Genomic DNA, 20,807 nt, shown 5'->3' on the forward strand with positions numbered 1-20,807 from the left:
CTGGTTTCAACGGTGTGGCTATACCCTCACCCGGCAACCCTTATGAGCGCCGTCCTAGACCCGCAGCCCTTCCAGCGCGGCCCGCAGCACCCCCGGCAGCTCTACCGGGCGGCGTGTCTCCCGGTCCACGTACACGTGGACGAAGTGGCCCTGCGCGCAGGCCGCCTCCTCTCCTTCCCGGAAGACCGCCAGCTCGTAGCGCACGCTGCTGCGCCCCAGGTGCGCCACCCGCACCCCGACGCCGAGCCTCTCCGGGAACGCCGCAGGCGCGAAGAAGGCGCAGCCGGTCTCCACCACCAGGCCGATGACCGCACCCGCCTGCACGTCCAGCGCCCCCCGCGCGGCGAGGTAGGCATTCACGGCGGTGTCGAAGTAGGCGTAGTAGGTGACGTTGTTGACGTGTCCGTACACGTCGTTGTCGGCCCAGCGGGTCGGGGTGGGGTGATGGTACGGGTAGGCGCGGCGGGGGTCGGGCGTGGGGCGAGTCATGGGGGCAGCGTAAAGGACAGGCCGCGTTCCGGAAACGGTGACGCAGGGTGTCACGGCGCCCCTGCCCCTCCCCGCTAGACTGCGCGCATGGAAACTCTGGTCATCACGGCGGCGCGGCGCACGCCCATCGGTAGCTTTCTCGGTTCGCTGGCGGAGGTGAGCGCCGCCGACCTGGGCGTGGCGGCTGCCAAAGCCGTGCTGGACGGCGTGAACGGCGACGACGTGGCCGACGTGATCGTGGGGAACGTGCTTCAGGCGGGGCAGGGCATGAACGTGGCGCGGCAGGTCGCCATCAAGGCCGGGCTGGCCGAACACGTCCCGGGCCTGACGGTGAACCGGGTGTGCGGCAGCGGCCTCCAGGCGGTCATCAGTGCGGTGCAGGGACTGCGCGCGGGGGACGGGAAGCTCTACCTCGCGGGCGGCACCGAGAGCATGAGCCGCGCGCCGTATCTGCTGCCCGGCGCGCGCAAGGGTTACCGCCTGGGCCACGCGCAGGCCCTCGACTCGATTCTGGTGGACGGCCTGACCGACGTCTTCAACGACTATCACATGGGCATGACCGCCGAGAACATCGCCGCGCAGTGGAACCTCACGCGCGAGGAACAGGACGCCTTCGCGCTCGAAAGTCAGGAGCGGGCGGCGCGGGCCATCGAGGGCGGGCACTTCCGGGACGAGATCGTGCCGGTGGAGGTGCCGGGCAGGAAGGGACCGGCCCTTTTCGAGCAGGACGAGTATCCCCGCGCCACCAGCCTGGACGCCCTCGCCAAACTCAAACCCGCTTTCAAGAAGGACGGCGGCACCGTGACCGCCGGAAACGCCAGCGGCCTGAACGACGGCGCGGCGATGCTGGTCGTGACCACCGAGGAGTACGCCCGCGCAAACGGCCTGCCCGTCCTGGCCGAGATTGCCAGCTACGCGGCCATCGGCGTGGACCCGAAGATCATGGGCATCGGCCCGGCGAAGGCGGTGCCCATCGCCCTGGAAAAGGCGGGCATGACGCTGGCCGACGTGGACCTGCTGGAGCTGAACGAGGCCTTTGCCGCCCAGAGCCTCGCCGTGCTGCGGGACCTGGGGGCCGACCCCGCGAAGGTCAACCTGACCGGCGGCGCAATCGCGCTCGGGCACCCCATCGGCGCGAGCGGCGCGCGGGTGCTGGTCACGCTGCTCCACAGCCTGCGGCGCGAGGGCAAGGAAACCGGGGTCGCCAGCCTGTGCATCGGCGGCGGCATGGGCATCGCGATGGTGGTGCGGGCGCGCGGCTAAGGCGGCACAACCGGCAGGCGGGAGACGCCGTCCTCTCCCCTTTCCCACGTACCCTGTTCCCATGACCGAAGACGCTGCCCAGGCTCTCTTTCAGGCGATTCACGCGAACAATCTGGAGGGCGTGCGGCTCCTCGTGAACGCCGAACCAGGGCTGCTGACGGCAGTCAGCCCGTCTGGCCTCTCCCCGGTCCTGTTCGCCACGTACTATCAGCGGCCCGAGATCATGCGCCTGCTCCTGGAGGCGGGCGCACCCCTGAGCGTGTTCGAGGCCGCCGCGACCGGCGAACTCGCCGCCCTGCGTGAACGTCTGGAGGCCCAGCCCGACCTCGTGAACGCCACCAGCCCCGACGGGTTCACGCCACTCGGGCTGGCCGCCTTTTTTGGCCGGGAGGAGGCCGCCGCCGAACTGCTGACGCACGGCGCGGAGGTGAACAGAGCGAGCGAGAATGCGATGCGGGTCCAGCCACTGCATTCCGCCGTCGCTGGCAACCACACCGACCTGGCCCTGCGGCTGCTGGCGGCGGGCGCGGACGTGAACGCGGCGCAGCACGGCGGCTTCACACCCCTAATGAGCGCGGCGCAGAACGGGAATGTGGCCCTGGTGGGCGCTCTGCTCGCGGCAGGCGCGGACCCGGCAGTCACCACCGAAGACGGGCGGGACGCGGCGGCACTTGCCCAGGAGGAAGGTCACGCCCACCTGCTGGCGATTCTGAGCGGCGCGCCGCACGACCCTGAAGAAACCCGGAATGTGCTGCCTGCGCCCACGCGGGAGACTGAAGCATGACCGACAACCGACGAGACGGACGGCCCGACAACGCGCCTGCGGATGGGGAGCAGATCAACGAGCTGACGCGCACGCCCGACTACAAGACGGGTTACCAGATGCCCGACCCCAAGGATGTCCACGAGGAGCACTACACGACCACCCCCGCCGACGACCGCACGGGCAGCGCCGACGAGGGCAAGTATCAGCCGGTACAGGTCCAGGACCCCAAGGAAGTCACCGGGCAGTTCGATCACCTCGCCACCCGCGATCCGGTGGCCATGGAACACACGCCCCAGCAAGCCGAGTTCGCGGGCGCGCAGACGGTCGAGGGGCTGGGCATCAACAGCAACGCGCCGATGGACCTGGTGGCCCCCATGGCGGCCGGCATGGGCGTGACCTCCAGCATGGCGACCGCCCAGGAAACCGAACTGGCGGTCACCGACCCCAACCGCAGCTACACGCCGCCCAGCAAGCAGGGGCCGCCTCACGTCAGCGAGCAGCCCGGCGATCTCCTCCCCGGCACGCCGCCCGAGATCAAGGCCGAGGTGGCCGGCACCGAGGACAACGACAACAGCCTGTAATTGCCCGCTGTCCCGCCCGCCGCTTTCCATCCGGAGGGCGGCTTCTTCTGTGGTATGCCGGGCCAGCAGAACACCCCCACCACACGGGCGGGGGCTTTTGCCTGCTTCCTTCGGGTTTTCAGTCTCCGGCCGGCGGACCTGCTCAGCGAGCCCTGCTCAGGCGGACTCCGGGGACGTGATTACAGCGAGATCAGGAACGGATCTTCCAGCGTCTCGGCGATGTGGCGCACAAAGCGGGCGGCGTCAGCCCCGTCGATCAGGCGGTGGTCGTAGGTCAGCGAGAGCGGCAGCATGTTGCGCGGCTCGAAGCTCCCGGTTTCCCTGTTCCAGACCGGTTCCATTCCGCCGCGCGACACGCCCAGGATGGCCACCTCGGGCGCGTTCACGATAGGCGTGAAGGCGTGGCCGCCGATCCCGCCGAGGTTGGAGATGGTGAAGGTCGCGCCCTGCATCTCGTCGGGCTTCAGCTTGCGCTCGCGCGCCTTGCCCGCCAGGTCGTTCAGCTCCAGCACGATCTCGGTGATGCTCTTGCGGTCGGCGTCCTTGAGGACGGGCACCAGCAGGCCCTGGGGGGTATCCACAGCCACGCCGAGATTCACGTAGTCCTTGTACACCACCTGCTGCGCCGCCAGGTCGAGGCTCGCACCGAACTTGGGGAACTTGCGCAGGGCGTTCGCCACGACCTTCATCAGAATGTGGGTCATGGTGAGCTTGCCGCCCGCCTTCTCCACCCGCGCCCCGAAAGCTTTGCGGACTTCTTCCATGCGGGTCACGTCGGCCTTGTCGAAGTGCGTGACCATCGGGATGGTGGTCCACGAAGCGGTCATCGAGCGCACCGTCGCCTTGCGAATGCCGCTCATGTCCTCGCGGCGCACCGTGCCCCACTTCTCGAAGTTGGGGAGGGGCGCGGCGGCCACGGCGGGTGCCGCAGCGGCGGTGGGCGCAGCCTGGGCGGCCGGCGCCTGCACACTCGGAGCCTGCACGCTGGGCGTCCCCGCCGTCCGGCGCACGTCCTCCTCGCTGATGCGTCCGGCGATCCCGGTGCCGTGAACGTCATGGATGTCCACGCCGATCTCGCGGGCCAGGCGGCGCACGCTGGGCGCGGCGGGAATCACCGGGCGGCCGTCATAGGTCTGGGTGTCGTAGGGGCGCTGGGCACCGGGAGCCTGGGTGGGCGCGGTCGGGGCCGTGGTCGTGCCGGACGCCTGCGCCTTCTGCGCCTCGTGCTGGCCCTGGGCGACCCGGCTGGCCGTGTTCGGATCGGCGGCCACAGGCGCGCTGTCCGGCTCGGCCGCGGGGGCCTGCACCGTCCCCGTCTGGCCGCTGGCCGCTGGCTGCTGGCCGCCCTGTCCGCCGAGGGTGAGGATCACGCCGCCCACCTTCAGGCTGTCCCCGACCTTCACCCGCACGTCCTGCACCGTTCCGGCAGCGTTGGCGGGCACCTCGACGACCGCCTTGTCCGTCTCGATCTCGATGACGGGCTGGCCCTCGGTGATCTGGTCGCCGGGGTTGACCAGCACCGTCACGACCGTGCCCTGCTCGATGTTGTCGCCCACATCGGGGAGGGTGACCTGGGCACCGCCGCTGGCCGTTGCCGGCTGGCTGCCCGCGCCCTGTTCCGCCTGAGCTTTCTGCGCGGCCTGCTGCTCCTGCGCGACCCGGTTCGCGGTGGCGGGGTCGGGAGCCACCGTGGTGCTCTCGGGGATGACCTCGGGAACGGTGGTGCCGGGGGCGGGCGCCGGACCGGCGTTCTGCCCGGCAGCCGGGGCACCCGCGCCCCCCGCCAGCGTCAGGATCGTGCCGCCGACCGCCACGCTGTCGCCCACCTTCACGTTCAGGGCCTCGACCGTGCCGCCCTGACTGGCGGGCACCTCCACGACCGCCTTATCCGTCTCGATCTCGATGATGGGTTGCCCTTCCGTGATCTGGTCGCCGGGATTGACGAGGACCGTCACGACGGTGCCCTGCTCGATGTTGTCGCCCACGTCGGGCAGTTTCAGTTCCGTAGCCATGCTTGGCTCCTTGTTGGAAAGAAGGGAGAAGGGCCAGGGGGCGAGGGGCGGAGGCAAGCTCAGCCTACCCCCTCACCCCTCACGCTCAGCGGAGGACCGGCGCTTCGCGCTCCGGGTAGATGCCGAGGTCCGCAATGGCTTTGGCAACCACATCCCCCTTGACCTTGCCGTCACGCTGGAGGGCGTAGAGCGTGGCGAGGACCACGTGCCGGGTGTCCACCTCGAAGAAGTCGCGCAGTTCGGGGCGGTCTTCCGAGCGGCCGAAGCCGTCGGTGCCCAGCGTCCAGAGCTTGCGGTCGAGGTGGCCGTTCAGGCCGTCCGCGCCCAGCTTCACGTAGTCGCTGACCGAGATCAGCACGCCGGGGGCGTTGTCTTTGCTGAGCTGCCCCGCCACGTAGCTCACGCGGGGTTCTTCCGTGGGGTGCAGCATGTTGTGGCGCTGGGTCAGCAGGGCGTCCTGGTGGAGTTCCTTGTAGCTGGTCACGCTCCACACGTCGGCGGCCACGCCGTAGGCTTCGAGCTTCTGCACGGCTTCGAGCGCCGCGCCCATCGCGGGGCCGCTGGCGAGAATCTGTGCCTTGAGCTTGGCCTTCGTGTTTCCGCTGGCCTGGAAGCGGTACATGCCCTTGAGGATGCCGTCGTGGATTTCCTGATGGCTGCGCCCGTCTTCGGGCATGGGCGGCTGCACCTCGTTCTCGTTGTCGATGGTGACGTAGTAGAACTCGTCGATGCCGTCCACGTACATGCGCTGGATGCCACTTTCGACGATCACCGCGAGTTCGTAGGCGAAGGCCGGGTCGTACACCTTCAGGTTGGGCACCACATACGCCTGAAGGAGGCTGTTGCCGTCCTGGTGCTGCAACCCCTCGCCCGCCAGCGTGGTGCGGCCCGCCGTCGCGCCGAACAGGAAGCCGCGCGCGCGCTGGTCGGCGGCGGCCCACACCAGGTCCCCGATGCGCTGCATCCCGAACATGGAGTAGAAGACGTAGAAGGGAATGGTGGGCACGCCGTGGTTCGCGTAGGCTGTGGCGGCCGCGATCCACGAGGACATCGCGCCGTCTTCCGTCAGCCCCTCTTCGAGCATCTGGCCGTTGACGGCCTCCTTGTAGACCATCAGGCTGCCGGAATCGACCGGGGTGTAGGTCTGCCCGCGTGGGGAGTAGATGCCGATGCGCGGCACCAGCGCGTCCATGCCGAAGGTGCGGGCCTCGTCGGGCACGATGGGCACGATCAGCTTACCGATCTCCTTGTCGCGCAGCAGCTTGCTCATGATCTGCACGGCGGCCATGGTGGTGCTGACGGCGCGGCCCTTGCTGCCCGCCGCGAATTCCTCATAGAACTCGCCGGTCGGGACGGTGGGGTGCGGGTAGTCCACGATGCGCTCGGGCACGAAGCCGCCCAGCTTCTGGCGCTGCTCCAACATGTACTTGATCTCCGGGCTGTCGGGACCGGGGTTGTAGTACTCCAGGTGCTCGACCTGCTCGTCGGTCAGGGGCAGCTCCAGCAGGTCGCGCAGGTCCTTCATCGCGTGGAAGTCGAGCTTCTTGACCTGGTGGGCCACGTTGCGGGCCTGCGCCGTCTCGCCCAGGCCGTAGCCCTTCACGGTGCGGGCGATGATGACGGTGGGGCTGCCCTGGTGCTTCACGGCGGCAGCGTAGGCGGCGTAGACCTTCTTGACATCGTGGCCGCCGCGGTTGAGCAGTTCGAGGTCGGCGTCGGTCCAGCCCTCGATCAGCGCCTGGAGTTCGGGCGTGTTGAAGAACTTCTCACGCAGCTCCTTGCCGCCGAAGGCCGCGTAACGCTGCGACTCGCCGTCCACCAGCGCCTCGAAGCGCTTGACGATGGCCCCGTTGTAGTCCTTGCTGAGCAGCTCGTCCCACTTGGAGTCCCACACGACCTTGATGACGTTCCAGCCCGCGCCCCGGAACAGTGCCTCGAACTCCTGAATCACCTTGGAGTTGGCGCGCACCGGGCCGTCGAGACGCTGGAGGTTCGCGTTCAGCACGAAGACGATGTTGTCGAGGTTCTCGTAGGCGGCGAAACGCAGCGCCCCGATGCTCTGCGGCTCGTCGATCTCACCGTCGCCCAGGAAGGCCCAGACCTTGGCGTCGCCCTTAGGCTTCAGCCCCCGGTTTTCGAGGTACTTGATGTAGCGCGCCTGATAGATCGCCTGGATGGGGCCGAGGCCCATGCTGACGGTCGGGAACTCCCAGTAGCGGGGCATCAGCCAGGGGTGCGGGTAGGAGGAGAGGCCGGGGCCGTCGGGGCTGAGTTCCCGGCGGAAGTTGTTCATCTGCGCCTCGCTGAAGCGGCCCTCCAGGAAGGAGCGGGCGTAGATGCCGGGGCTGGCGTGGCCCTGGAAGAAGATCAGGTCGCGGTCCATCCCCGCCCCGTGCCCCCGGAAGAAGTGGTTGAAGCCCACCTCGTACAGTTCGGTCGAGGAGGCGTAGGTGGCGAGGTGCCCGCCGATGCCCTCGGCCCGCTTGTTGGCCCGTAGCACCATCGCCACGGCGTTCCAGCGGACGGCGTTACGAATCTTGCGTTCCAGCTCCAGATTGCCGGGATACTCCGGCTGGGCGTCCACGTCGATGGTGTTGATGTACGGCGTGTTCTGCTTGAACAGGATCGGCGCGCCGTGGAAGTAGGCGTAGTGGTCGAGGTCTTCGAGCAGTTGCGCGGCGCGGTCGTCGCCCGCGTTCGCCAGCACGTAGGCGAGCGAATCCAGCCATTCCTGCGTTTCTACCGAGTTGAGCTGGTCACGCTCCTGCGGGGGCAGGCCCGCGCGCGGTGGCAGTTTTGTCATGGCCGTAGTCTATGCCCACATATTGACCCCTTCCAACAGCCGAAATGAGGCGATTCACCACGCGCGCTGGTGAGTATGGCAGGCTGAAGGAAAGGATGCGGGAGGGAGTGCGCGGTGCGCGGGGAAAAGAGGCTACGCCGCTCCTCCTCACCAATGCTCAAGCCCGGAAAGCTTCGGCGCCCTCACCGCGTCCTGCGTACCGCGCACCGCGCACTCCCTCAGAAAGGACCCCACGTATGGAACTCCGTCACCTCCGACATTTCATCGCGCTGGCCGAGGAGGAACACTTCGGGCGGGCGGCCGAGCGCGTGTTCGTGGTGCAGCAGGCCCTCAGCAACTCCATCAAGAACCTGGAAGACGAGGTGGGCGTGCCGCTGGTGCTGCGGACCACCCGGCGGGTGCAGCTGACTCCGGCGGGGCGCGAGTTTCTGGTGGGGGCGCGGGAGACGCTGGCGCAGGCGGCGCAGACGGTGGAGCGGACCCGCCGGGCCGCCCGGGGCGAGGTCGGGCGGCTGACGGTGGGCTTCGTGAGCGGCCTGGCCTTCGGGGGCCTGCCGGAAATCGTGCGGGCCTTCCGGGAACTGTACCCGAACGTCAGCGTGGACCTGCGCGAACTGACCGCCCAGGAACAGGAAGCCGGGCTGCGCGGCGGGCAGATCGACGTGGGCCTGATGCTGCTGCCCGTGCGCGATCCCGGGCTGGACGCCCGTCCCCTCTGGCGACAACCGCTGGTGGCGGCCCTGCCCGCCGGACACCCGCTGGCCCGCAAACGCCGTTTGCAGATCGGGGACCTGAGTGACGAACGCTTCGTGTTCTTTCCCCGGCACCTGCGCGCCACCTATTTCGATCAGGTGATGCGTTGGTGCGCCGCGGCAGGCTTCACGCCGAACGTGGTGCAGGAGGCCATCGAGATTCCCACCCTGCTGTCCCTCGTCGCGGCGGGTGTGGGCGTCTTTCTGCCCATCGCGTTCTTCGAGCGCCTCTCGCTGCCCGGCGTCGTGTACCGCCCGCTGGAGGACGCACCCCTGATCGACATCGTGGCCGTCTGGCGGCGCGAGGAGGGCGGGAGCGGCCCGGTCGGCAGTGGCCCGATCGTCCGCGCCTTTCTGGGGGTGGCGCAGGAGGCGCTGGGGGCACAGGCGGGCGTCAGCCCGTGACGGCGGGACACCTGCGTTTCTCAGGCAGCGCGGACCTCCTGAAGCCGTAGCCATTGCCCCCGGTGAGCCATCCCGCTTACCTTCCCCTTACGTTCAGGGCGTAAACTATGGGGATGCTACGGGTCAAGTCCGACTTCACACCGTCCGGGGACCAGCCGACCGCCATTCGCAGCCTGGTGGACGGGCTGGAGTCGGGCCTCAGGTTCCAGACATTGCTGGGGGCGACGGGGACGGGCAAGAGCGTCGCCTGGCACGAACCCGTCACCGTGGAAGTCGCGGGGCGGGTGAAGCGACTTCCCATCGGTGAACTGATTGACGGCGTGTTCGGCACACCCGCGCAGGACGAGGACTCGCTGGAACTGCCGCCGCTGGAGCCGATGCGCGTCCTCGCCTGGGACGCAGAAACGGGCCAAGTCGAATGGCGCGCCGTGACCGCCCTCAGCCGCCACCGCACGCCGGAAACGCTGCATCAGCTCACCACTGCCTGCGGACGTGACGTGACCGTGACTGCCGACCACAGCGTGTGGGTGCTGCGCGGCGGGCAGCTCCACCTGATTCACGGCGACGCCGTGCAGGAGGGCGACGCCCTCCCGGTGCCGCGCTGCGTGCCGGAACCGGGGCACACGCTGACGCATCTGAACACGCTAGACCTGCTGGACGGCCTGCCCTTTCACGTGTCCGCGCCGTATACCGCCGAGCGGGACAGCGAATGGCGCGAGCTGGTAGCGGCACATTACCCCCAGCCATCAGGCAAGCTGCACGCGATCCGCCACAGCAAGAAAGCAGGTCGTTTGAACATTGCGGGGGCCAGGGCAGCCGTCGCGGGCAGGCTGATGACGCTGGAAGAAAGCCGCGTTTCCGCGCGAACCGCCGATATTCCCGCCGCCCTGCCGTTGAATGCACCGCTGGCGCTGCTGCTGGGGCAGTACCTCGCTGAAGGGCATTCGGCGGCCCGGTTCGCCCTGATTTCAACCCGTGATCCCGATGTACAGGGGCAACTGGAAGCCGCGCTCACGGCGCTGAACGCCAACTTCTTCCGCCGCAAGGACGGGGACTTCGTGCTGGGCGGGCGCGTCTGGCATGAGTTGCTCTCGCGGCTGATGGGGAAAAACGCCCACACCAAGCACCTCCCGATGAACTTTGCGGCCTTCCCGAACGCATTCCTGGCGGGTCTCCTGCGCGCCTACTTCGAGGGCGACGGCGGCGTGGAAAAGAACGCGGTCACAGCGGTCACGGCAAGTGGACGGCTGGCCGGAGAACTGGCCGAGGCTCTGCTGCGCTTCGGCGTCTGGGCACGGCTGCGCGAGGTGCAGAAGAAACGGCCCGACGGCACTTATGGGACGTATCACAAGCTGACCATCTCCGGCGCGGAGAACTTGCAGAACTTCCAGAGCGACATCGGCTTTCTGAGCGAGCGGAAGCAGAAGTTGCTCCGTAGCGCCGTGGAACAGGCTGGGCAGGGCAACACGAATGTTGACCTGATTCCCGGCGTGGGGCCGAGGCTGTTGGCCGAACGGGAACGCACGGGCCTCAGCCAGCGGGACGTGGCGGAGCGGGCGGACTGCACCCGCACCATGATCTCGGCTATCGAGTGCGGGATTCGCGCACCTGGTGCGGCCCTTTTCCGGCGCATCTGCGCGGCCCTGACCATTGAGGACGCGGCCTTTAGCGGGCTGGCGGATGTCCACTGGTCCCCCATCACGCGCAGCGAGCAGGTTCAGCCACAGACGCCCTACGTCTACGACTTCAGCGTGGACGGCTTCGAGACATTCCTGACCGGGCGCGGGGGCCTCTTCGTCCACAACACGTACTCCATGGCCAAGGTCATCGAGGAAACGGGCCGCCCCGCCCTCATCATGGCCCCCAACAAGATCCTGACCGCGCAGCTCGCCTCGGAGTTCCGCGAGTTCTTTCCCGACGCGGCGGTCGAGTTCTTTATCAGCTACTACGATTACTACCAGCCCGAAGCGTATGTGCCCGGCAAGGACCTCTTTATCGAGAAGGACGCGGCGATCAACCAGGAGATCGAGCGGCTGCGGCACTCCACCACCCGCAGCCTGCTGACGCGCCGCGACACCATCGTGGTGGCGTCGGTGTCGTGCATCTACGGCCTGGGGGACCCCGCCGAATACCGCGCGCTGAACCTGATCCTGAAGGTGGGCGAGAAGGTGGGCCGCGACGAGATCCTGGGCCGCCTGGTCACCATGCAGTACGAGCGCAACGACATCGAACTCGCGCCGGGCCGCTTCCGCGCGAAGGGCGACACCGTGGAGGTGTGGCCGAGTTACGACGAGCAGCCCCTCCGCATCGAACTGTGGGGCGAGGACGTGGACCGCATTCAGGTGGTGCATCCGCTGACCGGGGACAAGCTGGGCGATCTGGACGCCACCATCGTCTACCCCGCCAAGCACTACGTGAGCAGCGCCGGGAACATCGAGCGGGCCATCGTGACGATTCAGGAGGAACTCGACCAGCGCCTCGACTACTTCAAGTCGGTGGGCAAGCTGCTGGAGGCGCAGCGCATCAAGGAGCGCACCCTCTACGACCTGGAGATGCTCAAGGTGTTGGGCTACTGCTCGGGCATCGAGAACTATTCGCGGCACATCGACGGGCGCGCGCCGGGGGCCACGCCGTACACCATGCTGGACTACTTCCCCGACGACTTCATCACCTTCATCGACGAGTCGCACGTGACGGTGCCGCAGATCGGCGGCATGGCGAACGGCGACCGGGCGCGCAAACAGACGCTGGTGGACTACGGTTTCCGCCTGCCCAGCGCGATGGACAACCGGCCGCTGAACTTCGGGGAGTTTCTGGAGAAGACCGGGCAGATGGTGTTCGTCTCGGCCACGCCCGGCCCCTACGAGCGCGAGGTCAGCGACAGCACCGCCGACCAGATCATCCGCCCGACGGGGCTGGTCGATCCGCCCGTCTCCATCCAGCCCATCCAGGGGCAGATCGACGACCTGCTGGGCCGCATCCGCCAGCGTGCGGCGAAGGGCGAGCGCGTGCTGGTCACGACCCTGACCAAGCGCATGAGTGAGGACCTGACGGAGTACCTGCTCGAAAAGGGTGTGCGGGCGCGCTACATGCACTCCGACATCGACAGCGTGGAACGTCAGGTCATTATCCGCGACCTGCGGCTGGGGCATTACGACGTGCTGATCGGCATCAACCTGCTGCGCGAGGGGCTGGACCTGCCGGAAGTGTCGCTGGTGGCGATTCTGGATGCCGACAAGCCGGGCTTCCTGAGAAGCGAGCGCGCGCTGATCCAGACCATCGGCCGCGCGGCGCGCAACGTGAACGGCGAGGTGATTCTCTACGGCGACACGGTGACTCCCGCCATGCAGTCCGCCATCGAGGAAACGGCCCGCCGCCGCGAGAAGCAGCTCGCCTACAACGAGGAACACGGCATCACGCCGACCACGGTGGTCAAGGGCGTCCGCAACGTGATTCGCGGCGAGGAGGTGGCCGAGGCGGAAGGCAGCGCCGAACTGGGCGACGACGCGGGCGCCCTGACCGCGCAGCTCACCGACCTCGAACTCGACATGTGGCAAGCGTCGGAGGATCTGGACTTCGAGCGGGCCGCCAGCCTGCGTGACCAGATTCGCGCCATCGAGGCCAAATTGCAGGGCAAGGAGTTCAAGCAGGCGACGGTGGCGGGGCAGAAGGCCAGGAGGAAGGGTCGGCGGTGATGCTCTGCCCTGTACCATGCAGCATGAGCGACCCCGCCTTCAAAGCGATGAGCGTGGAAGAGTACCTGCGCACGGAAGAGGCCAGCCCCTACAAGCGCGAGTACGTGGGCGGGTTCGTGTATCCGCTGCACGCTCAGGCGGGGGCCAGTGAGGAACATGTCCTCATCAGTAGCAACATCGTTGCCACTCTGCACGCAGATGCCAGGCGTGCCGGGTGCCGCCTATACCAATCAGATATGAAGCTTGCTATCGAGGGCGGCAGCTCTTTCTTCTACCCGGACGTGATGCTGGTCTGCGACCAGAACGATCAGGACAGGTACTCCAAAACGGCCCCCTGCCTCCTCGTCGAAGTGCTGTCCGGCAGCACCGCCAGCAACGACCGGGTGGGCAAGTACGCCATGTACACGGGTCTTCCCAGCCTGCAAACGTACCTGATCGTCGAGCAGGCCGAGCGGCGTGTGTACGCCTACCAGCGCGAAGGGGGCCAGTGGCAACTTCAGGAACTGGCGGGGCAGGGTGAGATTCCCCTCCCCTGCCTGGGGCGCGCGCTCACGCTGGACCAGATTTACGCCGGGGTGCTGTGACGTTCTGAGCAACAAGAAGCGGGGCCGCTCCGGTGAAAGGGAGCAGCCCCGCTTCTTTTCGGCCCTCAGTGAAGCACCCGCTCCGGTTCTTCCTCCCCGTCCACCTCGGCCTTCTGCACGGGCAGCAGCAGATTCGCCACGATGCCGACCAGGGCGGCCAGCGCCATCCCGTGCAGTTCCAGGGTGGTGCCCGCCGCATGAATCGGGAAGGCAGCTCCGCCCAGCCCCAGCACCAGAATCAGAGAAACGATAATCAGGTTCCGCGAGTGCGCGAAGTCGATGCGCGCCTCGGCCAGGGTGCGGATGCCCACCGAGGCGATCATGCCGAACAGCAGGATGGAGACGCCGCCCAGCACGCCCGGCGGCAGGCTTTTCAGGACAGCGGCCAGCTTGGGCGAGCAGCCGAACAGCATGGCAAACACGGCACCGATGCGGAGGATGGCTGGGTCGTACACCCGCGTCAGGGCCAGCACGCCGGTGTTCTCGGCGTAGGTGGTGGCGGCGGGGCCGCCCAGCGCGGCGCTGGTCATATTCGCCACGCCGTCGGCAAAAAGGGTGCGGCTGAGGCCGGGATTCTTCAGGAAGTTCTGCCCGACCACCCGCCCGTTCACGATCACGTCCCCCACATGCTCGATAAAGGTCACGACGGCGACCGGCGCGATGATGGCGACCGCCCGCCAGTCCAGCGCGGGGGCATGAAAGTCGGGGAGGCCCAGCAGCGGCGCGGCGCGGATGGCGTTCAGCGCCTCGGCCCCGATCTGCCCGGTGGCGAGCGCGACCAGGTAGCCGACCACCACACCCACCAGAATCGGAATCATGCGGAAGAGGCCGCGTCCGAAGACGCTGGCAATCACGGCGGCGACCAGCGTGGCGAGCGCCAGCCACCAGTTCGTCTTGGCCTGATCGACCGCCACGTTCGACAGCCCCAGTCCGATCACGATGATGACGGGGCCGGTCACCACCGGGGGAAAGACGCGCAGCAGCCGCCCTACGCCGAACAGTTTCACCAGGCCGCTGAACAGCAGGTACATCAGGCCGGCGGCGATCAGCCCGCCCGCCGCCGCGCCCGGTCCCATCTCCTTCACGACCAGCGCGGTCGGGGCGATGAAGGCGAAGCTCGACCCCAAAAAGATCGGCACGCGGCCCCCGGTCAGCAGGTGAAAGATCAGGGTGGCGAGGCCCGCGCCGAACAGCGCGACGCTGGGCGACAGGCCCACCAGGATGGGCACCAGCACGGTCGAGCCGAACATGGCGATGGCGTGCTGGACGCCCAGCACCACGCGGCGTTCCGGGCGGGCCGGGCTGGGGGGCGGGGCGGCATTGGCGGTCTGGGTCATGGGGCCTCCGGGGGCGCGGCAGGGGGAAGCCAGGGCCGCCGGGGTGGGGCCTGGATCTGCGCGCTTTCCGGGAGCCGAGCATACCGTCTGGGGCACGACGGGGAAGGGGGCACACGCTACGCTGGGGCCATGAATGCCAAGGGAGACTTGATCGCGCGGCTGCTGACGCTGGGCCTGGGCACCCCCACCTTCGACGCGACGGCGGACGGCCCGGCCCACGACCGGGTCTTTCACGTCACCGTCACGGCAGGCGGCCTGACCCTCGGCCAGGGCGAGGGCCGCAGCAAACGTGACGCTGAGCGCGTGGCGGCGGAAGCGGCGCTGGCGGCCCTGGAGGCGCGGGAGGAGGGCCAGGCCGGCCGGCCCGCTGGCCGCTGGCCGATCTACGCGGCGGTGCTGGAAGGGGCGCTGGAGACGGCCCTGGAACTCGCCCCGGAGGACGCCACGCTGGACGACGTACGCCGGGACGCCGCCCGGCTTTACCGCGACCTGCTGGCCGAACTGGGGCACGGGCCGGAGCCGCGCCAGGATGAGGAGGCATGACGCTGCCCCTCCCCACCCGTCCGGCCGGCGTGCTGTTCGACATGGACGGCGTGCTGATGGCCAACAACGCCTTTCACCGCCAGGCCTGGCAGGAGGTCGCCGCCGAGTTGCTGGGCCTGCACCTCACGGAACATGATCTCGACACCAAGGTGGACGGCGGGCGCAACCCCGAGATCATCGAGCGGCTGACGGGCACGGCCCCCGACGAGGCGCTGACCCTCCGCTTCCACGAGGCGAAGGAGGGCCGCTACCGCGACCTGGCACGCGGGGCGCTGCGGGAAGTCGCGGGGCTGAGCGCCTACCTGGACGCCCTGGATGCCAGGGGCATTCCCTTCGCGCTGGTCACGAGCGCGGACGCCGTGAACGTCGCGTTCGGCATGGAGGCGCTGGGCTTCGGCGGGCGCTTCGGGCCGCGTGTGCTGGGCGAGCACGTCACGCGCGGCAAGCCGCACCCCGAGCCGTTTGAGCGGGGCGCGGCACTGCTGGGCCTGGACCCGCGCGAGTGCCTCGCCCACGAGGACGCGGTGAACGGCGTGCGCAGCGCAGCAGGGGCGGGCTGCACGGTGGTGGCCCTCACGACCACGGCCCCGGCGGAGGTACTGCTGGCGGCGGGCGCGGCGCGGGCGGTGCCCGACTTCACCCGCTGGGAAAACTGGCTGGCATGAAGGGGCGGACGTGAAGGGCGCCGACGCCGAGGCCCGCGCCGCCGCCCACCTCGCCTCGCTGGGGCGGGAGATCGTGGCGCGCAACTACCGCATTCCGGGCGGCGAGATCGACCTGATTACTCGTGAGGGCGAGGTGCTGGTCTTCACCGAGGTCCGCCAGCGCCGCAGCAACCACTACGGCAGCGCCGCCGAGAGCGTCACGCCCCGCAAGCTGGCGCTGATGCACCGCGCGGCCCTGACCTACCTGAGCCGCGAGCATGGCCGCGACGATCTCCCCTGCCGCCTGGAGGTGCTGACCATCGACGGCCCCGCCGCCACGGGCACCCTCACACTGACTCCGCTGGACGGGTAAGTCAGAAGGCAGGGGGAGCGGCGTCGCCTGCGCCGTTCTGAAAGAAGCCCTCGGGCGGCAGGGGCAGGTCCCCACCGTCCTGCCGGGGCTGTTCCGGGAAGGGCGGGGCTTCGGCGGGGCCGTTCTCCGGGACGGGATCGGCGGGCAGCGCCTCGGGGGGCGTGGCCGTCTCCCCGCTGTCCTGCTGGGGGACCTCCTGGGGCATGCTGTCGTTCGGCGAGACACCCGAGGGGTCCTGCGCAGGTCCCTCACCCGGGAACGGGTCCACGGAGGAAGGGTCCGCAGGCAGGGAGTCGAGCGGTTCTTCCAGAGACGGGATCTCCTGCGCGGGGGCCTCGGCGTCGGGCTGCACCGGCTCGGGCTGGGGGAGCGGCTCGGGGACGGACTGCGGGGCAGGCGCGCGGCCCCGGCGGCTGAAGAATCCGCCGCCGCCGTCCCCGCTGCCGTCGCGGGCCACCTGTTCCTGGTCGGCTTCCTCCTCGCGGAAGGCCATCTCGACCTGCCGCACCACGCGGGAGGTGATGCCGCCCGGCTCGGTAAAGGGCTGGTGGGGCTGACCCGTCAATGCCCCCGCCACCGCCTGTTGCCAGACGGGCGTGGGAATCTCGCCGCTGTAGGCCCAGCCCGGCAGCGCCCCGCCCGCCTGCTTGCCCACCCAGACGGCCCCAGCGACGGCGGGCGTGACCCCGGCGAACCACAGGTCCTTGACGTCGTTGGTGGTGCCGGTCTTGCCGCCCACGTCCCACCCGGGAATCTGCGCGCGGGTGGCGAGGCCGCCCTGGTACTCGGTCAGGTCGTTCACCACACCGCGAATCATGTCCAGCCCCAGCCAGGCCGTCCGCACGTCCCACACGCGCCTCCCCTGCGGCGCAGGCCGGGCATACAGGGTCTGCCCCCGGTCGTCCTCCACCCGGCGGACCAGCGTGGGGGCGTAATAGATGCCGCCGTTGGCAAAGGGCGCGTAGGCGGCGGCCATCTGAAGCGGGCTGGCCTCCAGCGTGCCGATGCTCAGGGACAGCCCCGCGTCCTCGGGCGGCGTGAGGCCCAGCTCGCGCAGCTTCTTCTCGAAGTCGGCCAGCCCCACCTCCTGCGCGATGCGGACGGTGGGGAGGTTCAGGCTGTGGTCGAGCGCGTACCGCATGGTGACGTAACGGCCCGTCCAGCGCCCGTCGTAGTTCTGCGGCTGGTAGTCGCCCTGAAGGGGGGCGTCCAGCACCGTGTCGCTCTGCTTCCAGCCCTTTTCCAGCGCCAGGGTGTACAGCAGCGGCTTGATGGAGCTGCCCACCTGCCGCTGCGCCTGAACGGCGTTGTTCCAGTCCGGGGGCCGCCCGCCCGTCAGCTTCTGGCCGACCAGGGCCAGCACCTCGCCGTTTTTCGGGCTGACCAGTGCCAGCCCCAGCGTCGCGCCGTCGGGCAGCCGGGCATTCAGGCTGGCCCGCTCGGAGGCCTGCTGCGCCTGGAGGTCCAGGCCGGTGTAGACCTTGCCGCCCGCGAACAGCGCCTTGCGCCCGATTTTGGGAATCAGTTCGCGCTCGACCGCCTGAAGGTAATGAAAGGCCGTCTGCATGGGGGGCGGCGGCATGTTCTCCTGGAGGCGGGCCGGATTCTCCAGCACGGCGCTGCGGACGGTGCCGTCATCGTTCCAGCCGATGCGCCAGCCCGCCGGGTAGATCGGGGTCTTCCACGCCGCGTCCGCCTCGGCCTGGGTGATGCGGCCGTCTTCCACCATGCGGCCCAGCAGGTCCTTCATCAGCGGGCGGTAGGCCTTGAAGTTCTTGTAACGGCTGTTGGGCGCGGGCACGATGGTCGTGAGGTACACGCTTTCCGCGAGGTTCAGGTCGGCGGCACTCTTCCGGAAATACGCCTGCGCCGCCGTCCCCGCCCCCACGATGTCGCTGCGGCCCCCGTCGCCCCAGTAGATGACGTTGAGGTAGGCGTTGAGAATCTGGTCCTTGTTGAAGTTGCGCTCCAGCTGGTAGGCCAGAAGGGCTTCCTTGAACTTGCGCTCGGGCGTGCGGGCGCTGTGCAGGTCGGCCAGCAAGGTGTTCTTGACCACCTGCTGCGTGATGGAGGAGCCGCCCTCCAGGTCGTTTTTCAGCAGCCCCTTGATCAGGCCGCGCGCGATCCCGAGATAGTCCACGCCGTGATGCTCGAAAAAGCGGCGGTCCTCGCTGGTCACGATGGCCTTTTGCAGCCAGGGGCTGATCTCGTTCAGCTTCAGCAGGTCACGGTTCACGCTGTTGCCGCTGCCCAGACTGGGCGTCAGGGTGCCGACCAGCGCGCCCGTGCGGTCGTACACGCGGGTCTTGCCGCTGAGTTCCAGCACGTCGAGGTCCTGCACGCTGGGCAGGTCGCGCCCCCACATCCACCACAGGCCGCCCGCGCCCGCCGCGCCGAGAAGCAGCAGCACGCCCAGGCCAGTGAAAAACCGCATGGCTCTCACTTTAGCGGCCTTTCATGTGGCCGCTGGGGGCACGGGTCACGGTCGGGGGAAAGAAGGCAGGCATCTTGCCGTCCAGGCTACCGGTCCGGCCGCCCCGGGTCGTCCCCCCTTAGCATGACGCGCCGGGGGCCAGGAAGGGGAAGGCTGGGGGGCATGCTCACCTCTGCCCCACCCCGCCGGGCCGCGCGGTTCTGGCCGCAACTCGGGCGCTTCGTGCGCGGACAGGCGGCGTGCTGCACCTTCGCCTTCACGGTGGTGGGGCTGCTGGCCCTGTCGCGGGCGCTGCCGCTGGCGGCGTGGGGGGTGGGCCGCTACGACTTCCTGCTGCTGGGGTGCCTGCTGGCACAGGGGGTGCTGCTCGCCCTCCGTTTCGAGACACCGCGCGAGGCGGGCGTGATCCTCGCCTTTCACGCGCTGGGCTTTGTGCTCGAAGCCTTCAAGGTGGCGCACGGCAGCTGGGCCTATCCGGAAGATGCGCTGAGCAAGGTGCTGGGCGTGCCGCTGTACGCGGGCTTCATGTACGCCAGCGTCGGCAGCTACATGGCGCAGGCGTGGCGCAGATTCGACCTGGCCCTGAGCGCGGCCCCGCCGCTGCGCGTTCAGGCCGGGCTGGCGGCGGCGGCCTACCTCAACTTCTTCACGCACCACGTCGGGCCGGACCTGAGATACGGCATCACGGCGGCGCTGCTGCTCGCGTACCGCCGCACACGTGTGGAGTTCACGGTGGGGCCGGCGCGGTACGGGATGCCGCTGGTCCTCTCCTTCGCCCTGATCGGCGGCGGCGTGTTCCTGGCCGAGAACGCTGCGACGGGGCTGGGCGCTTGGGTATACCCGCACCAGGCGGGCGGCTGGCACCCGGTCCACGTCGCCAAATGGCTGGCCTGGACCCTGATGGTCGTCCTGGCCTTTCTGATCGTGTCGGGATTGAGAGCCTGGGAGGCGCGGGAGCGGGCGGGAAGCCGCTAGCATGACGCTCTGCCCCGCCCCGGCGGGAGAGCCATAGAAGCGAGGCCCCCATGACCCACACGCCAGCCCCCACCCCCCAGGCCCCCCGCCCGGACGCCCACAAGCCGGAGCTTCAGCCCCTCTTTGCGCCGCTCGTCAAGGGCGCGGCCCAGGCCATCACCGACTACCGCATGATTGGGGAGGGCGACCGCGTGATGGTCTGCCTCTCCGGCGGCAAGGACAGCTATACGCTGCTGGATATCCTGCTGCACCTGCAAAAGCGCGCGCCCATCGACTTCGAGGTGGTCGCCGTGAACCTCGACCAGGGCCAGCCGGGGTTTCCCACCCACGTCCTGCCGGAATACCTGACGCGGCTGGGCGTGAAGTTCGACATCCTGACGGAAGATACCTATACCACCGTCAAGGAGAAGACGCCGGAGGGCAAGACCACCTGCGCGCTGTGCAGCCGCCTGAGGCGGGGCATCCTGTACCGCCACGCGCGCGAGATCGGCGCAACGAAAATCGCGCTGGGCCACCACCGCGACGACATCCTCGAAACGCTGTTCATGAACATGTTCTTCGGCGCGCGCCTCAAGGCCATGCCGCCCAAGTTGCAGTCCGACGACGGCACCAACGTGGTGATCCGGCCCCTGGCCTATCTCGCGGAGAGCGGCATTCAGCGGTATGCGGAGGCCAAGGGCTTCCCGATCATCCCCTGCAACCTGTGCGGCAGCCAGGAGAACCTCCAGCGCAAGATCGTGGGCGAGATGCTCGAAGGCTGGGAGCGGGCGCACCCGGGCCGCCTCCAGAACGTGCTACGCTCGCTGACGCGTGTGACGCCCAGCCACCTGCTCGACCGCGACCTGTTCGACTTTGCCAGCCTCAGTGTGACGCCTGCCGAGGGCGACCGGGGCTTCGACGGCGAGGAGTACCCGGAGCGGGAGTTTCTGGCGGGGCTGAGTGAAATGCAGATGCTGGGGTGAGGTGGGGATGCGCCGCGTCATCCTGACCACCCCGCGCCTGACCGTCACGACCTGGGAGCCGGAAGACCTCGCCGACTTTCACAGGCTGCATGCCGATCCCCTGACCATGCGCTTTTTCGCCAGCGGCCCTTAGGACGGCGCTCATAAGGGTTGCCGGGTGAGGGTATAGCCACACCGTTGAAACCAGCC

Annotated in this window: 17 protein-coding genes; 12 read left to right on the top strand and 5 right to left on the bottom strand. The window is 68.8% G+C overall.

Going from position 1 to position 20,807, the window contains the following annotated elements; genetic code table 11:
- Positions 1-54: 54 nt before the first annotated feature.
- Positions 55-489, bottom strand: a complete 435-nt coding sequence (locus DEIPH_RS00790; RefSeq protein ID WP_034352309.1) for an acyl-CoA thioesterase — start codon at positions 487-489, stop codon at positions 55-57.
- Between the two features lie 87 nt (positions 490-576).
- On the opposite strand from DEIPH_RS00790, the gene DEIPH_RS00795 reads away from it, so the two are divergent.
- The 3 genes from DEIPH_RS00795 (at position 577) to DEIPH_RS00805 (ending at position 3,099) form a co-directional block, all read left to right on the top strand.
- A complete protein-coding gene (locus DEIPH_RS00795; RefSeq protein ID WP_034352312.1) occupies positions 577-1,752 on the top strand; it encodes an acetyl-CoA C-acetyltransferase in 1,176 nt (391 codons plus the stop codon).
- A gap of 61 nt (positions 1,753-1,813) precedes the next feature.
- Positions 1,814-2,536 (top strand): ankyrin repeat domain-containing protein, encoded by a 723-nt coding sequence (locus DEIPH_RS00800; RefSeq protein ID WP_034352315.1) that lies wholly within the window; start codon positions 1,814-1,816, stop codon positions 2,534-2,536.
- On the top strand, positions 2,533-3,099 hold the full coding sequence (locus DEIPH_RS00805) for a hypothetical protein (RefSeq protein WP_034352318.1): 567 nt from the start codon (positions 2,533-2,535) through the stop codon (positions 3,097-3,099). The genes DEIPH_RS00800 and DEIPH_RS00805 overlap by 4 nt, the downstream gene beginning before the upstream one ends.
- A 179-nt stretch (positions 3,100-3,278) precedes the next feature.
- Here DEIPH_RS00805 and aceF read toward each other — a convergent pair whose 3' ends face one another.
- Positions 3,279-5,111: a dihydrolipoyllysine-residue acetyltransferase gene (gene aceF, locus DEIPH_RS00810; protein WP_034352322.1), complete on the bottom strand. Its 1,833-nt coding sequence runs from the start codon at positions 5,109-5,111 to the stop codon at positions 3,279-3,281.
- A gap of 85 nt (positions 5,112-5,196) precedes the next feature.
- Positions 5,197-7,914, bottom strand: coding sequence for a pyruvate dehydrogenase (acetyl-transferring), homodimeric type (aceE, locus tag DEIPH_RS00815; protein WP_034352327.1), 2,718 nt, complete (start codon positions 7,912-7,914; stop codon positions 5,197-5,199).
- 236 nt (positions 7,915-8,150) lie between these two features.
- Between aceE and DEIPH_RS00820 the strand changes: the two genes are divergently transcribed.
- The 3 genes from DEIPH_RS00820 to DEIPH_RS00830 all read left to right on the top strand — a co-directional run bounded on the left by DEIPH_RS00820 (position 8,151) and on the right by DEIPH_RS00830 (position 13,350).
- A complete protein-coding gene (locus DEIPH_RS00820) occupies positions 8,151-9,071 on the top strand; it encodes a LysR family transcriptional regulator (protein WP_034352330.1) in 921 nt (306 codons plus the stop codon).
- 113 nt (positions 9,072-9,184) lie between these two features.
- Positions 9,185-12,766, top strand: coding sequence for an excinuclease ABC subunit UvrB (uvrB, locus tag DEIPH_RS20900; RefSeq protein WP_407636484.1), 3,582 nt, complete (start codon positions 9,185-9,187; stop codon positions 12,764-12,766).
- Positions 12,767-12,789: 23 nt separating this feature from the next.
- Entirely contained in the window at positions 12,790-13,350 is a 561-nt protein-coding gene (locus tag DEIPH_RS00830; RefSeq protein WP_034352333.1) for a Uma2 family endonuclease, read from the top strand.
- Between the two features lie 65 nt (positions 13,351-13,415).
- Here the strand turns inward: DEIPH_RS00830 and DEIPH_RS00835 are convergent, their stop codons facing one another.
- Positions 13,416-14,687: a uracil-xanthine permease family protein gene (locus tag DEIPH_RS00835; protein WP_051517048.1), complete on the bottom strand. Its 1,272-nt coding sequence runs from the start codon at positions 14,685-14,687 to the stop codon at positions 13,416-13,418.
- Between the two features lie 129 nt (positions 14,688-14,816).
- On the opposite strand from DEIPH_RS00835, the gene DEIPH_RS00840 reads away from it, so the two are divergent.
- From DEIPH_RS00840 to DEIPH_RS00850, 3 genes are read left to right on the top strand one after another with little or no spacing between them, the layout of a single operon-like run.
- Positions 14,817-15,230 carry a putative dsRNA-binding protein gene (locus DEIPH_RS00840; protein ID WP_034352336.1) on the top strand — a complete coding sequence of 138 codons (414 nt, stop codon included), beginning with the start codon at positions 14,817-14,819 and terminating at the stop codon, positions 15,228-15,230.
- Positions 15,227-15,895: an HAD family hydrolase gene (locus tag DEIPH_RS00845; protein WP_034352339.1), complete on the top strand. Its 669-nt coding sequence runs from the start codon at positions 15,227-15,229 to the stop codon at positions 15,893-15,895. The genes DEIPH_RS00840 and DEIPH_RS00845 overlap by 4 nt, the downstream gene beginning before the upstream one ends.
- 10 nt (positions 15,896-15,905) lie before the next feature.
- Positions 15,906-16,247 (top strand): YraN family protein, encoded by a 342-nt coding sequence (locus DEIPH_RS00850; protein ID WP_034352342.1) that lies wholly within the window; start codon positions 15,906-15,908, stop codon positions 16,245-16,247.
- 1 nt (position 16,248) lies between these two features.
- Here DEIPH_RS00850 and DEIPH_RS00855 read toward each other — a convergent pair whose 3' ends face one another.
- On the bottom strand, positions 16,249-18,681 hold the full coding sequence (locus tag DEIPH_RS00855) for a transglycosylase domain-containing protein (RefSeq protein WP_034352345.1): 2,433 nt from the start codon (positions 18,679-18,681) through the stop codon (positions 16,249-16,251).
- A 162-nt stretch (positions 18,682-18,843) separates the two neighbouring features.
- Here DEIPH_RS00855 and DEIPH_RS00860 point away from each other — a divergent pair, with 162 nt between their 5' ends.
- The 3 genes from DEIPH_RS00860 to DEIPH_RS19025 are packed head-to-tail and all read left to right on the top strand — an operon-like array spanning position 18,844 to position 20,751.
- Entirely contained in the window at positions 18,844-19,656 is an 813-nt protein-coding gene (locus DEIPH_RS00860) for a DUF817 domain-containing protein (protein WP_034352348.1), read from the top strand.
- Positions 19,657-19,706: 50 nt separating this feature from the next.
- Positions 19,707-20,618, top strand: a complete 912-nt coding sequence (gene ttcA, locus DEIPH_RS00865; protein ID WP_051517049.1) for a tRNA 2-thiocytidine(32) synthetase TtcA — start codon at positions 19,707-19,709, stop codon at positions 20,616-20,618.
- Between the two features lie 7 nt (positions 20,619-20,625).
- Positions 20,626-20,751: a GNAT family N-acetyltransferase gene (locus DEIPH_RS19025; protein ID WP_235183134.1), complete on the top strand. Its 126-nt coding sequence runs from the start codon at positions 20,626-20,628 to the stop codon at positions 20,749-20,751.
- Positions 20,752-20,807 lie beyond the last annotated feature (56 nt).

Source organism: Deinococcus phoenicis, assembly GCF_000599865.1.
Classification (GTDB): Bacteria; Deinococcota; Deinococci; order Deinococcales; family Deinococcaceae; genus Deinococcus; species Deinococcus phoenicis.